Consider the following 12,711-nt stretch of genomic DNA (forward strand, 5'->3'; position numbering starts at 1 on the left):
GGTAGACAGCGCGGCATGGAGCGAGTCAACCCCCGGATGCTCGGTGCGGTCGCGGTGACCGCGGGCGTCGCGGGTGCCGTCGGGGCGCTGGGCGCGGCCGTCGGCGTGGGCGCCCGGCACCTCCTCAAGCGCCAGGCCGCGGCCGCCCGCGCGCTCATCGGGAAGCCGCTGGGCGAGGTCGCGCCGGAGGCGGACAAGGTCTACAAGAGGCGGTACGGCGACCCGATCCGGCTCCTCGTTCTCGGCGACTCGATCGCGGCCGGGCTCGGCGCGGAGGACGGCAGCGGGACGCTGGGCGCCAGGCTCGCCAAGAAGATCGCGAAGGCCACCCACCGGTCGGTCGACCTCACCACCGCCGCGGTCGTCGGCACCGAGTCGGCGCAGGTGATGGCACAGATCGAGGCCCTTCCGCCGACGTACGACCCCGACGTCGCGGTCGTCATCGTCGGCGGCAACGACGTCATCCACCGGGTACCGGTCGCGGAGTCGGCCCAGCACCTGGCCGAGGTCGTCGCGCGGCTGCGCGAGCGCGGCGTCCCGGTCGTCGTGGGGACCTGTCCCGACCTCGGCGCCCTCCGCGCCGTCCCGAACCCGCTCCGCGCGCTCGGGTCCCGGGCGTCACGTCAGCTGGCCGCGGCGCAGACCGAGGCGGCGCTCGACGCGGGCGCCTACGTCGTCAGCCTGGCGAAGATCGTCGGGCCGTTCTTCATCACCAACCCCGACGAGATGTTCAGCCTCGACCGGTTCCACCCGAGCGAGCTCGGCTACCGGCGTACCGCCGAGGCGCTCCTGCCGTCGGTGCTCGTCGCGCTCGGGGTCTCCGACACGGTGCCGTTCGGGCACCGGATCCCGACCTGACCCGAATAGTCTGAGCCGCATGTCACAGGCTCGCCGTCCCACGCTCGAGGACGTGGCGGCGCGGGCCGGGGTCGGGCGGGGGACCGCGTCGCGCGTCATCAACGGCGCGTCCCGCGTGTCAGCCCAGGCGCGGGAGGCGGTCCAGACCGCCATCGACGAGCTCGGCTACGTGCCCAACCGGGCCGCCCGGTCGCTGGTCACCAACCGCACCGACGCGATAGCGCTGGTCATCGCGGAGTCGGAGGAGCGCGTCTTCGGCGAGCCGTTCTTCGCCGGCGTCGTGCGCGGCATCGGCACGGCGGTGGCCGAGGCCGACAAGCAGCTGGTGCTCCTGCTCGCGCCGGCCGAGCGCGCGGGCCACATCGACGACTACCTCACCCGCCAGCACGTCGACGGTGTCCTCCTGCTCTCGCTCCACGACGACGACACGCTCCCCACGCGCATCCGCGGGCACGGCATCCCGGTCGTGCTCGGCGGCGGTCCGCGACCCGGCCCCGGGGTCGGGTACGTCGACAACGACAACGCCGAGGGTGCCCGGCTCGCCGTCGCCCACCTGCTCGAGCGCGGTCGCAGCCGGATCGCGACCATCGCCGGACCGGCGGACATGACCGTCGGCCACCACCGTCTCGAGGGCTACCTGAGCGGGCTGCGAGAGGCCGGCCTCGAGCCGCTCACGGTGCAGTACGGCGACTTCAGCCAGGCCAGTGGCGAGGCTGCGATGCGCACGCTGCTGGAGCAGCACCCCGACCTCGACGCGGTCTTCGCCGCGAGCGACCCGATGGCCGCGGGCGCGATGACCGTGCTCCGAGAGACCGGCCGGACGGTGCCCGAGGACGTCGCCGTCGTCGGCTTCGACGACTCGGCGGTCGCCGTCTCGCTCGACCTCACGAGCGTCCATCAGTCCGCCGACGCGATGGGTCGCGCCATGGTCGAGATGCTGACCGAGGCGATCCGCGCCCCCGACGACGAGCCCGCCACGCGCATGCTGCCCACCCACCTGGTCGTGCGCTCCAGCTCCTGACCGCTCGCTAGGTTGTACGTCGTGCTGAACGGCCCGATCCTCACCTACCGCGACGCCACGACCGCCGACGTACCCGAGGTGGTCGCCCTCGTCGAGTCCGCCTACCGCGGGGACGCGAGCCGCGGCGGCTGGACCACCGAGGCCGACATCCTCGAGGGTCAGCGCACCGACCCCGAGGGCGTCCGCGAGGTCATCGAGCGCCCCGACAGCCGGATGCTGCTCGCCCACCAGGACGGGTCGCTGATCGCCTGCTGCCAGCTGGAGCGCCGCGGCGAGGCCTGCTACTTCGGGATGTTCGCGGTCCGGCCCGGTCTCCAAGGTGGCGGGCTCGGCAAGGTCGTCATGGCTGAGGCGGAGCGGGTCGCCCGCGAGGACTGGGGCGCCACGACGATGGAGATGACCGTGATCTCGGTCCGCGAGGAGCTGATCGCCTTCTACGTGCGGCGCGGCTACCGGCGGACCGGTGAGCTGTCGCCGTTCCCCTACGGAGACGAGCGGTTCGGTCTCCCGCAGCGCGACGACCTCGCGTTCGAGCGGTTGGTCAAGGCGCTCGCCTGAGGCTGGGGCGGGTTGGTCGGTTCATCGAGGTATGCAGCCGAACCGTCACTTTCCCTGCGGAGCTCCGCTGGGGGAGTGCGCATTCGGCTGCATACCTCGATGAACATCCGCCTCCGCCAGCCGACCCTCCAGGTGCGCCCGCTCGGCACCGTTGCCGCACAACGCGATCGCGGTGGTGAACGCGATCCGTGCCTCGTCGGGCCGCCCGGCGCGCAGCAGCAGCTCCGCGCGGGTGGCCGGCAGCCGGTGGCCCGAGAGCGCGACCGAGCCCAGCGCGTCGAGCCCGGCCTCGGGCCCGGACGCCTCGGCGACCGCGACCGCGCGGTTGAGCCGGACGACCGGGGTGTCGAGCAGGGTGAGCAGCTCGTCGTACCTCGCCACGATGCGGTCCCACGCCGTGGCCGCCGACGACGGTGCGATCGCGTGCTCGGCGGCGATGAGGGCCTGGACCAGATAGGGCGCGGGTGGCTCGTGGACCAGCGGCTCGAGCAGGGCCAGCCCCTCGGCGATCTCGTCGTGGTGCCACCGCGTCCGGTCCTGGTCGGCGAGCAGGACGAGCGCGCCGTCGCGCACGCGGGCATCGCGCCGGGAGTGCTGCAGCAGCAGGAGGGCCAGCAGGGCGTCGACCTCGGCATCGGAGTGCGGCAGCAGCGATCGGAGCACGCGCACCAGCCGCACGGCCTCGCCCGCCAGCTGGGTCCGTACGACGTCCGGGCCGCTGCCGGGGGCGTAGCCCGCGGTGAAGGCGAGGTAGGCGATGTCGGCGACCGCCGAGACCCGCGCGGCCAGCGCGGCCGTGTCCGCGGGCACCTCGAACCGCGCGCCGGCCAGGCGCTTGCGGGCGCGGGTGAGCCGGGCCGCCATGGTCGGGGTCGACTGAAGGAAGAGCCGGGCGATGTCCTCGGTGGCGACACCGAGCACCAGCCGCAGGGTCAGCGCTGCCGCCGCCTCGGGCGAGAGCGACGGGTGGGCGCACAGCAGGACCAGGCGCAGCCGCTCGTCCGCGACCAGCTCGCCTCCGTCGGCCATCACGTGCGCCGCCTCCTGGGTCAGGGAGGCCTCGACCTCCAGCAGCGGCATCCGCCGTGCCAGGACGGACTCCGAGCGGAGCCGGTCGACGATCCGCCGGCGGGCGGTCGTCAGGAGCCAGGCCGGCCCGTTGGCCGGCGCACCGTCCGACGGCCACGTCCGGGCGGCCGCCTCGAACGCGTCGGCGAGCCCGTCCTCGGCGAGGTCGAGACGGCGGTACTGCGCGACGAGCAGGGCCAGCAGCCGGCCCCACTCGTCGCGCAGCAGGTCCTCGAGGGTGGTCAGCGGATCGGCACCCCTCGCGTCGGGCGCACCTCGACAGCGGTGTTGCGAGGGAGGAGCCGAGCCAGGTCGACCGCCGTCTCGAGGCTGTCCACGTCGATGACGTAGAAGCCGGCGAGCTGCTCGACGGTCTCCGCGAACGGCCCGTCGGTGACGACGCGCTCGGGGCCCATCTGGACGGTCCGGGCAGCGGCGGGCGCATACAGCGCGTCGCCGGCCACGATCTCGCCGCGCTCCTGCACCGCCTTGGCGAAGGAGCCGAAGGACGCCATCGCGTCGTCGCGCTCCTCGGAGGAGAGGCCCTCCCAGCGGGCGAAGTGGTCGGGCGCGGTCAGCAGGACGAGGAACTGCACCTCACTCACCGCCCTGGTCGACGGTGGCGCGCACCTCGACGGGGGCCCCGCCGTTCGCGAGCAGCGCGGAGACCTCGAGCAGGTCGTCGAGGTCGTCGCTCTCGACGAGGTAGAAGCCGGTCAGCTGCTCGACCGTCTCGGCGAAGGGCCCGTCGGAGACGACGACGCCGCCCGACGCGTCGCGGCGGACCTGCTTCGTGGTGCGGGAGTGGGTCAGCTCGGCGCCGCCGAGGATCTTGTGGCCGCGCTCGGCGAGCATCGCGGCGAAGCGGCCGTGGATCTCGTACATCGCGGCCCGCTGCTCGGCGGTGGCGCTCTCCCAGGTGCTCTCGTCAGCGGGGAGCAGAACGGCATAGGTGGTCATCGCGGTGTTCCTCTCGTGCGTGGTGAGTCTGTCACCGAGATGACGTGCGGGGCGATGAGGAATCGACAGTAGGTTTCTTCCTCGTGCCGAAGATCCTGCTTGCCACCTTCCAGCTGATGCCCGACGGCGAGAGCGGAGGCGACTCCCTGCTGGCCGCCCTCGCCGAGCGCGGGGTCGACGCCGCCTGGGCGCGCTGGGACGACCCGGGCGTCGACTGGGCGGCCGCCGATCTCGTGGCGGTCCGGTCCACGTGGGACTACTACCGGCGTACGCCGGAGTTCCTGGCGTGGGCGCGCAGCGTGCCGCGGCTCCTCAACGGCGCCGACGTCATCGCCTGGAACGCCGACAAGGCCTACCTGCGCGACCTCGCCGCAGCCGGTGTCCCGACCGTGCCGACCGAGCTCCTCGACGACACCACGCTCGTGACCGGCCTCGCCGCCGCCCTCGAGCGGTGGGAGAGCGCCGTGGTCAAGCCGCGCACGGGCGCCGGCGGCGTCGGCGTCTGCGTGGTCTCCGCCTCGTCCTACGACGGCCTGGAGGGCCTGGTCGCCGCGCCCTGGATCGTCCAGCCGCTCGTCGAGTCGGTGCGGACCACGGGGGAGACCAGCGTCTTCGTCTTCGCCGGCACGCCGGCCGCGCAGGTCCAGAAGGTGCCGGGCGGTGGAGACATCCGGGTCAACGAGCTCTACGGCGGCAGCTCGCGGGCCGTCGTACTCACGCAGGAGCACGCCGCCCTCGCCGAGTCGGCTGTCGCGGCGGCCGCCGCGCGGCACGGACGCCCGATCGACTACGCCCGCGTCGACATCCTCGAGTACGACGACCGCCTGGTCGTCTCCGAGCTGGAGCTCATCGAGCCGGGGCTCTACCTGGACGTCGAGCCGGCCAACGCGACCGCCTTCGCCGACATGGTCGCCTCGCGCCTGGCGAGCGGCGCGTGACGACGCGGCGGCCGGGCGCAGGCCCGGCCGCCGCTCTGGGTCACCTGGTGGCTCGGCTCATCGGCTGAAGGACGTGCCGAAGATGTCCTGGTCGAGACCACCTGCGTTGGGACACGTGTCGGCTCCGAACGTGCCGCCGGGCTGAGGCGCGCGGCACTGCAGCACGTCGAAGCCCTCGCCGCCGACGTAGCGCGGGTCGTCTCCTGGGGCGACCTGCCGCGTGTCCGTCCACGTGCCGAAGGCGAGGTTGCCGACGCTCGACACGTAGTTGTAGTCGCCGTGGAAGGGCACCCGGCGGTCACCGAACATCTCGTAGTTGGGCATCTGCGAGCGCGACGAGAGCCGCACCACCGACCAGGTGGTGCCGCCGTCCACCGAGGTCGCCCCGTAGGTGTCCAGCCCGACGGTGGCGAGGTGGAATCCCGCCGCATCGGTGGCGGTCGCGTTGCCCGGCGGGTTCTGGACGCTGTAGCCGGGATCGTTGCGGCTGTCGTGCCAGAGCGCGAACAGGTGGCCGCCGTCGGCGTTGATGTCGGGGAACAGCTGGTGCCCGACCGGGGTCGGCGCCAGCCTCGACGGGGCCGTCCAGGCGCCGTTGCCGACCTTCTTGGTGAAGTAGACCGCGCCTTGACCGACCATCAGCGTCCCGTTGCGGACCGGGGCGGTGTTGTAGGTCGAGGTGGACGGCACCTCCGTGGCCGGCACGGTGGCGTCGTAGGTCATGTAGACGGTGTTGGACGGGTCGGCCGGGTCGGCGGTGATCCGCGGCTGGCTGTCGTGGCGGAAGAAGACGAAGCCGCTGCGGCACGCGAACGGGCCCGACCCGCAGTCGCGGGCGTCGCCGGCCGAGCTGGGCTCGACGTCGGCCTCCGGGCCGTCGGCGTGCTCGAAGGCCTGCTCGCGAGCCTGCTCCGCCGCCTCGGGGTCGCCGGTCGAGTCGGCCGCGTCGAAGCCGTCGAAGTCGGCCGCGACCGACGGCTTGGTGAACGTGCGTCCGCCGTCGTTGGAGCGGACCCACAGCATCGCGGCGTGCCCGGTGGCGCGGCTGCCCACCGAGCCGTTCCACGCGACGTAGACGGTGCCGTTGCGGGTGACCGCGATGTCGGCGAACTGGTTGTCCTTGGACGTCTCGGAGATCTTCTGCGGCTGGCTGAACGTCGCGCCGTGGTCGGTGGACCGGGCGAACATGATCTCGTTGTTGCCGTGCAGGCCCTGGAACACGCTCCAGGCGACGTAGACGTTGCCGCTGTAGGGGCTGGCCAGCCCGCGGTCGACCTCGATGGAGGTCTTGTCGTTGAACTTGCCGTTGAGGGCGGGCGTGCCACGGCCGACGATCACCGTCCGCACGTAGTGGCCCGCGTCCTGGTCGTAGGTCGCGACCCAGACCGAGCCGTTCTGCGGGGCCACCCGGTTGAAGGCGTTCCCCATGTAGAACAGCCGGTGGCTGCGGTCCCAGGCCTGCACCGGGTCGCCGGCGTTGGTGATGCCGCGCTGCTGCAGCGGGCTCGCCTGACCCTCGGGGGAGGTGTCGGTGGGATAGCCGGGCAGCAGCGAGTCGGTCCAGCTCGTCCCGCCGTCGGTGGAGCGGTAGAAGCCGGCCCAAGTGCCGCCCGCCAGCTCCACGGTGCAGTAGTCGTTCGAGCCGGAGGTGACGACGGCGGTGTTGGCCGGGTTGATCGCGACCGTCGGCTCGTTCTGCTGGCGCCGGTTGGTCCCGCAGGCGGTGATGGCATCGCCGGGTGTCGGCGTACGACCGTTGGCCTTGACGTACGGCGAGTCGACGCTGACCGGCCGGTCGGGTGCCACCGCCGCGTCGGCGGAGGCGCCGAGCGAGACGGTGGCTGCCGCGAGGGTGCCCGCGGCGAGCAGGACGGCGCTCCGGTGGAAGCGCCTGGTGTGGTTGTCGACCATGTGGTTCTCCGAGTGGTCAATCGACGCGCCACCTCAGCGGTGGCGAGGACCGCGACGCCGCGCCTCGGGTGTGACGCACGTCACGCCAGCGGTCCCTCGCACCGTACGACGTCGACACCCGTCTGGGCACCACCCCAGGTGCGGTATCTCGCGGCCGGTCGACGTACGGTCTCCTTGCACTCGCCAGGGGCGAGTGCTAAACATGGCATTGGCACTCTCGCCATGAGAGTGCCACCTCCGGTCCGGTGACGTTGGGCCATCCCGGGGGCGGCGTGAAGGGATCGCCGCCGCAGGGTTGGTCGTGCCGTCGCGGGCAACCCACCGGCCGGGACAACGAACTTCCCAAGTGAAGGATCGCCAGGCAATGCCGAAGCTGATTGCTTTCAACGAGGAGGCCCGTCGCGGTCTCGAGCGGGGCATGAACACCCTCGCCGACGCCGTCAAGGTCACCCTCGGCCCCAAGGGCCGCAACGTCGTGCTGGAGAAGAAGTGGGGCGCCCCCACCATCACCAACGACGGTGTCTCCATCGCCAAGGAGATCGAGCTCGAGGACCCCTACGAGAAGATCGGCGCGGAGCTCGTCAAGGAGGTCGCCAAGAAGACCGACGACGTCGCCGGTGACGGCACCACCACCGCCACCGTGCTCGCCCAGGCGCTCGTCCGCGAGGGTCTGCGCAACGTCGCCGCCGGCGCCAACCCGATGGGCCTCAAGCGCGGCATCGAGGCCGCCGTCTCCGCCGTGTCGGAGCAGCTGCTCGCCCTCGCCAAGGACATCGAGACCAAGGAGCAGATCGCCTCCACCGCCTCGATCTCCGCCGCTGACACCACGGTCGGCGACATCATCGCCGAGGCGATGGACAAGGTCGGCAAGGAGGGCGTGATCACGGTCGAGGAGTCGAACACGTTCGGCCTCGACCTCGAGCTCACCGAGGGCATGCGGTTCGACAAGGGCTACATCTCGGCCTACTTCGTCACCGACCCCGAGCGCATGGAGACGGTCTTCGAGGACGCCTACGTCCTCATCGCCAACCAGAAGATCTCCAACGTCAAGGACCTGCTCCCGCTGCTGGAGAAGGTCATCCAGTCGGGCAAGCCGCTGGTCATCATCGCCGAGGACGTCGACGGCGAGGCCCTGTCCACGCTCGTCGTCAACAAGATCCGTGGCACCTTCAAGTCGGTCGCCGTCAAGGCCCCCGGCTTCGGTGACCGTCGCAAGGCCATGCTGCAGGACATCGCGATCCTCACCGGTGGCCAGGTCATCTCCGAGGAGGTCGGCCTCAAGCTCGAGAACACCGGTCTCGAGCTGCTCGGCCAGGCCCGCAAGGTCGTCATCACCAAGGACGAGACCACGATCGTCGACGGTGCCGGCGAGGCCTCCCAGATCGAGGGCCGGGTCAACCAGATCCGCGCCGAGATCGAGAAGTCGGACTCCGACTACGACCGCGAGAAGCTGCAGGAGCGCCTCGCCAAGCTGGCCGGCGGCGTGGCCGTCATCAAGGTCGGCGCGGCCACCGAGGTCGAGCTCAAGGAGCGCAAGCACCGCATCGAGGACGCGGTCCGCAACGCGAAGGCCGCCGTCGAGGAGGGCATCGTCGCCGGTGGTGGCGTCGCTCTGCTCCAGGCCGCCGAGAAGGCGTTCGAGAAGCTCGAGCTCGAGGGTGACGAGGCCACCGGTGCCAACATCGTCAAGCTGGCGACCGAGGCCCCGCTCAAGCAGATCGCCATCAACGCCGGCCTCGAGGGCGGCGTCGTGGCGGAGAAGGTCCGCAACCTCACCCCAGGTCACGGCCTCAACGCCGCCACGGGCGAGTACGTCGACCTGCTGGCCGCGGGCATCATCGACCCGGCCAAGGTGACCCGCTCGGCGCTGCAGAACGCCGCGTCGATCGCCGCGCTGTTCCTCACCACCGAGGCCGTCGTGGCCGACAAGCCGGAGAAGGCCGCGCCCATGGGCGGCGACCCGACCGGCGGCATGGGCGGCATGGACTTCTGACCGGCCACCGTCCGAGCGCAGCGAGGACGGTGATCAGCCGGGCAGGTCGAGGAGCGTCGGCACGGACCCCGCGCCAGCGGGGGACGTGAGACGCGTCTCGAAACCCAGTCGCTCCGGAAGAGACATCCAGCAGGGCCCCAGCGCGATGCGCTGGGGCCCTGTTGCCCTGTCAGTGGCCCTGTCAGTGGCCCTGTCAGTGGCCCTGTCAGTGGCCTTGTCAGTGGCCTTGTCAGCAGGCGCCGCCGGACCAGTAGACGGCCACCGGGGAGTGGACGTCGTCCGCGTTCGAGCCGCCCGTGACGATCTCGAGCTCGGCGTCGCCCGCGACCTGCGCGGCGCTCAGGGTGAACGTCAGGCCGGCGTCGGACTTGGCGAGGTGGATGGAGCAGGCGGTGTGCTGCGAGGTGCTGTCGCCGGCGGCCGAGGTGCCCGGACCGTCGGTCTTGGATTGCGGATCTCCGGATTCGCCATCGGAGTCGGTCTTCGGCGCGACCGTCGTGTCGTAGCGGACATCGGCTCGGATCCCGTGGGCGCGCAGCGCGTGCTCGAGCCCGGCCGCGTCGTCGAGCCGGTGGATGGTGACGACGACGTCGCCGCCGGCGGTCGTGCCCACGGCGTACGCCGACGGGGAGCCGCCGAGGCTGAGCGCGACCGCGACGCTCGCGGCCACGCCGGCGGGCACGGCCGCCAGCGCCCAGCGGCGCCGGGTGCGGCGGGTGCGCCGGGTGCGTCCGGTGTGGCGGGCCGAGGCGGTGCCGCGCGAGGCGACGTGCTCGCGCAGGTCGGTGAGCAGGGACTGCTCGAAGCTGTCGAGTGTCATGAGGAGACCTCCTGGATCGGGAGCAGGTGTGACTGGACCCGGGCCCGGCTGCGGTGCAGCCGGACCCGCGCGGTGCCCGGCTTCACCCCCAGCACGGCCGCAGCCTCGGTCACGGTCAGTCCGTCGACGGCGACCAGCTCCATCAGCGCACGGTCGCGGCGAGGAAGGGACGCCAGCGCCTCGTAGAGACGGCGGGTCTGGCGCTCGGCGTCGATGCGCTCCTCGAGACGGGCCAGCGAGTCCGCGTCGAGGTGGCGCCGCCCGGAGAGGCGTCGCGTCGCCTCCCGATCCCTGGCCTGCCGGCGGAACTCGGCCGCCACGACATGGCGGGCGACGCCGGTCAGCCAGCCGGCGGGTGTGCCGCGGTCCGCACGGTAGCCCCCGGCGCCGTCGATCGCGGCGAGGAACACCTCGGCGATCAGGTCGGCCGCGAGGTGGGGGTCGCTCACGCGACGCACCACGAAGCCCCGCACCAGACCGAGGTGCGCCCGATAGAACTCCTCGAACGCGTCCGGGTCCCCGGCGATCCGGCCGACGTCCGGATTCGGTGGTGTGTTCATGCCTCCTCTTGGGAACGAGCAGGACTGACGTTACAGACACCTCACCCCGTCGATGAGAGGCTGGAGACGTGGAGCCCAGCAGGACCGACCGCTTCGAGGCGCTCGCCCGCGAGTGCCTGGAGCCGTTGCGGCGCTACCTCGCGCGGCGCACCGACGCCGAGACCGCCGCCGACGTCCTCGGCGACACGCTCCTGGTCGCCTGGCGGCGCTTCGACGACGTACCGCCCGAGCCACTGCCGTGGCTCTACGGCGTCGCGCGCAACTGCCTGGCCAACGCGGAGCGGGGCGTACGCCGACGCGCACGGCTGGGGGCCCGGCTGGCCGCGCAGCCGGTCGAGACGCCGACCGGGAGCGACGCGACCGACCTGCACGAGGCGCTCGAGCGGCTCACCGACACCGAGCGCGAGCTGATCCGGCTCTGGGCCTGGGAGCAGCTGGCGCCCGCCGAGATCGCCACGGTCGTCGGGCTCACGCCCAACGCGGTGAGCATTCGGCTCACCCGCGCCCGCCAGCGCCTGCGCGAGCTGATGGCGGCACGAAAGTCCGGCGACCTCGCCGGACATGAAGGGTCGTGAACGACTCCGACGCCGATCTCCACGCCCGCCTCCGTGCCGCCGACCCGGCCGCCGAGCTGCCGCCCGCGGACGCCGACGACGTCGACCACCTGCTCAACCGGGTGGTCCACACCGACCTGCGCGAGACCGGCACGCGTCGTCGCAACGCGCTGACCTGGCTGGTGGCCGCGGCGGCGGTGGTGGTCATCGCGGCCGGCGTGACCTGGTGGTTCAGCGACGACCACTCCAAGCCCGGGGTGGTCGCGCAGCCGAACGCGGGTCAGACGACGTCCGCGCCCCGCACGACCGAGCTCGCGGCCGCGACCGCGGCCGGCCGGTGCATCATGCCCAGCGCGCAGCTGCTCGCGAAGAAGCCGATCGCCTTCGCGGGGACCGTCCTCGGTATCGCCGACGGGGTGGTCACGATCCGGACGACGAAGGTCTACGCGGGTCAGGTCGGCGACCAGGTCACGGTGCGGGGCGTGACGGCCCCGGACACCGGCGGCATCGAGGGAGACCCGGTGTTCGAGGCCGGCAAGGACTACCTCGTCGCGGCGGACGGCCAGCGGGTGATCGGCTGCGGGATGAGTGGCCCGGCGACCCCGGAGACCCAGCGCCTCTACACCGAGGCGTTCCCGCAGTGACCGCCCACGGGCTGCTGCTCGCCGCCGGCGCCGGCAGCCGGATGGGCACCCCCAAGGCGCTGGTCTCCGACGGCGACGGGCACTGGCTCCCGCGCGGCGTCGGCGCGCTCCTCGACGGCGGGTGCGCCGCGGTCACGGTCGTGCTCGGCGCCGCGGTCGACGAGGCGCTGCCGCTCCTGCGCGCACCTGACCTGCTGAACCGCGACACGCCGGAGAACGGTTCGGAAGGTCAGGTGCCGGTCGCGGCCGTCGTCGCCCGCGACTGGGCCGAGGGGATGAGCGCCTCGCTCCGGGCCGGACTCCGGGCGCTCGAGGGGTCGGACGCCGACGTCGCGGTGGTGCACCTCGTGGACCTGCCCGACGTCGGCCGGGACGTGGTGCGGCGGGTGCTCGCCGCCGGGTCGACCGGGGCCGGCGCGCTGGCCCGGGCGGCGTACGGCGGCGTGCCGGGGCACCCCGTCCTCCTCGGCCGGGACCACTGGGCGCCGATCGCGGCGAGCATCACCGGTGACGAGGGCGCTCGCGACTACCTGAAGACCCATGACACCCGGCTCGTCGAGTGCGGGGACCTCGCCTCGGGCGTGGACGTCGACACCCGTGAGTGACCGCGACCCGGACCGGGCACCGGGCGGCATGACCGAGAGCGACCCTGAGCAGAACGAGCGGCAGGCGGACGACCAGGACGCGGGCGCGGCGTCGAAGCCGTCGGGCGCGGCGGCGGAGGAGACCGCTGCCGAGCAGGAGGATCCGGACGCCGGGCCCGCGTCGGAGCCCGACTGAGCCCGACTGAGCCCGGCTGACACCGGCTGACACCAACCCCGGGCCA

The 12,711-nt window shown here is 72.7% G+C and carries 15 protein-coding genes; 9 read left to right on the top strand and 6 right to left on the bottom strand.

Features of this window, described 5'->3' with window-relative positions:
- Positions 1–15 precede the first annotated feature (15 nt).
- The 3 genes from QDS12_RS04695 to QDS12_RS04705 are packed head-to-tail and all read left to right on the top strand — an operon-like array spanning position 16 to position 2,437.
- The gene (locus QDS12_RS04695) at positions 16–858 is read left to right on the top strand and encodes an SGNH/GDSL hydrolase family protein (protein ID WP_279877303.1); all 843 of its coding nucleotides are present in this window, start codon (positions 16–18) and stop codon (positions 856–858) included.
- Between the two features lie 19 nt (positions 859–877).
- Entirely contained in the window at positions 878–1,879 is a 1,002-nt protein-coding gene (locus QDS12_RS04700) for a LacI family DNA-binding transcriptional regulator (RefSeq protein ID WP_279877304.1), read from the top strand.
- 21 nt (positions 1,880–1,900) lie between these two features.
- Positions 1,901–2,437 (top strand): GNAT family N-acetyltransferase, encoded by a 537-nt coding sequence (locus tag QDS12_RS04705; RefSeq protein ID WP_279877305.1) that lies wholly within the window; start codon positions 1,901–1,903, stop codon positions 2,435–2,437.
- Positions 2,438–2,482: 45 nt separating this feature from the next.
- Here the strand turns inward: QDS12_RS04705 and QDS12_RS04710 are convergent, their stop codons facing one another.
- From QDS12_RS04710 to QDS12_RS04720, 3 genes are all read right to left on the bottom strand, one after another.
- Positions 2,483–3,517: a DUF6596 domain-containing protein gene (locus QDS12_RS04710; RefSeq protein ID WP_347882174.1), complete on the bottom strand. Its 1,035-nt coding sequence runs from the start codon at positions 3,515–3,517 to the stop codon at positions 2,483–2,485.
- Positions 3,518–3,747: 230 nt separating this feature from the next.
- Entirely contained in the window at positions 3,748–4,110 is a 363-nt protein-coding gene (locus QDS12_RS04715; RefSeq protein ID WP_279877306.1) for a YciI family protein, read from the bottom strand.
- A complete protein-coding gene (locus tag QDS12_RS04720) occupies positions 4,103–4,465 on the bottom strand; it encodes a YciI family protein (protein WP_279877307.1) in 363 nt (120 codons plus the stop codon). The genes QDS12_RS04715 and QDS12_RS04720 overlap by 8 nt, the downstream gene beginning before the upstream one ends.
- Positions 4,466–4,548: 83 nt before the next feature.
- On the opposite strand from QDS12_RS04720, the gene QDS12_RS04725 reads away from it, so the two are divergent.
- A complete protein-coding gene (locus QDS12_RS04725) occupies positions 4,549–5,403 on the top strand; it encodes a hypothetical protein (protein WP_279877308.1) in 855 nt (284 codons plus the stop codon).
- Positions 5,404–5,460: 57 nt separating this feature from the next.
- Here the strand turns inward: QDS12_RS04725 and QDS12_RS04730 are convergent, their stop codons facing one another.
- Positions 5,461–7,314 (bottom strand): hypothetical protein, encoded by a 1,854-nt coding sequence (locus QDS12_RS04730; protein WP_279877309.1) that lies wholly within the window; start codon positions 7,312–7,314, stop codon positions 5,461–5,463.
- Between the two features lie 364 nt (positions 7,315–7,678).
- Between QDS12_RS04730 and groL the strand changes: the two genes are divergently transcribed.
- Positions 7,679–9,307: a chaperonin GroEL gene (gene groL / locus QDS12_RS04735; protein WP_279877310.1), complete on the top strand. Its 1,629-nt coding sequence runs from the start codon at positions 7,679–7,681 to the stop codon at positions 9,305–9,307.
- 229 nt (positions 9,308–9,536) lie between these two features.
- On the opposite strand, the gene QDS12_RS04740 is transcribed toward groL, so the two are convergent.
- Entirely contained in the window at positions 9,537–10,127 is a 591-nt protein-coding gene (locus tag QDS12_RS04740; protein WP_279877311.1) for a hypothetical protein, read from the bottom strand.
- A complete protein-coding gene (locus tag QDS12_RS04745; protein ID WP_279877312.1) occupies positions 10,124–10,687 on the bottom strand; it encodes a sigma-70 family RNA polymerase sigma factor in 564 nt (187 codons plus the stop codon). The genes QDS12_RS04740 and QDS12_RS04745 overlap by 4 nt, the downstream gene beginning before the upstream one ends.
- A 68-nt stretch (positions 10,688–10,755) precedes the next feature.
- On the opposite strand from QDS12_RS04745, the gene QDS12_RS04750 reads away from it, so the two are divergent.
- The 4 genes from QDS12_RS04750 to QDS12_RS04765 are packed head-to-tail and all read left to right on the top strand — an operon-like array spanning position 10,756 to position 12,665.
- Positions 10,756–11,262 carry a sigma-70 family RNA polymerase sigma factor gene (locus QDS12_RS04750; protein WP_279877313.1) on the top strand — a complete coding sequence of 169 codons (507 nt, stop codon included), beginning with the start codon at positions 10,756–10,758 and terminating at the stop codon, positions 11,260–11,262.
- The gene (locus tag QDS12_RS04755; RefSeq protein ID WP_279877314.1) at positions 11,259–11,885 is read left to right on the top strand and encodes a hypothetical protein; all 627 of its coding nucleotides are present in this window, start codon (positions 11,259–11,261) and stop codon (positions 11,883–11,885) included. The genes QDS12_RS04750 and QDS12_RS04755 overlap by 4 nt, the downstream gene beginning before the upstream one ends.
- Positions 11,882–12,490 carry a nucleotidyltransferase family protein gene (locus tag QDS12_RS04760; RefSeq protein ID WP_279877315.1) on the top strand — a complete coding sequence of 203 codons (609 nt, stop codon included), beginning with the start codon at positions 11,882–11,884 and terminating at the stop codon, positions 12,488–12,490. Before QDS12_RS04755 ends, QDS12_RS04760 begins: the two co-directional genes overlap by 4 nt.
- The gene (locus QDS12_RS04765) at positions 12,483–12,665 is read left to right on the top strand and encodes a hypothetical protein (RefSeq protein WP_279877316.1); all 183 of its coding nucleotides are present in this window, start codon (positions 12,483–12,485) and stop codon (positions 12,663–12,665) included. Before QDS12_RS04760 ends, QDS12_RS04765 begins: the two co-directional genes overlap by 8 nt.
- The last annotated feature ends 46 nt before the right edge of the window (positions 12,666–12,711 follow it).

Source organism: Nocardioides sp. CER19, from assembly GCF_029846275.1.
In the GTDB taxonomy this organism is placed as follows: Bacteria; Actinomycetota; Actinomycetes; order Propionibacteriales; family Nocardioidaceae; genus Nocardioides.

Coding starts and splice junctions, on each gene's coding strand:
- QDS12_RS04695 (WP_279877303.1), top strand. CDS start 16: ATGGAGCGAGTCAACCCCCGGATGCTCGGTGCGGTCGCGGTGACCGCG.
- QDS12_RS04700 (WP_279877304.1), top strand. CDS start 878: ATGTCACAGGCTCGCCGTCCCACGCTCGAGGACGTGGCGGCGCGGGCC.
- QDS12_RS04710 (WP_347882174.1), bottom strand. CDS start 3,517: ATGCCGCTGCTGGAGGTCGAGGCCTCCCTGACCCAGGAGGCGGCGCAC.
- QDS12_RS04720 (WP_279877307.1), bottom strand. CDS start 4,465: ATGACCACCTATGCCGTTCTGCTCCCCGCTGACGAGAGCACCTGGGAG.
- QDS12_RS04730 (WP_279877309.1), bottom strand. CDS start 7,314: ATGGTCGACAACCACACCAGGCGCTTCCACCGGAGCGCCGTCCTGCTC.
- groL (WP_279877310.1), top strand. CDS start 7,679: ATGCCGAAGCTGATTGCTTTCAACGAGGAGGCCCGTCGCGGTCTCGAG.
- QDS12_RS04740 (WP_279877311.1), bottom strand. CDS start 10,127: ATGACACTCGACAGCTTCGAGCAGTCCCTGCTCACCGACCTGCGCGAG.
- QDS12_RS04745 (WP_279877312.1), bottom strand. CDS start 10,687: ATGAACACACCACCGAATCCGGACGTCGGCCGGATCGCCGGGGACCCG.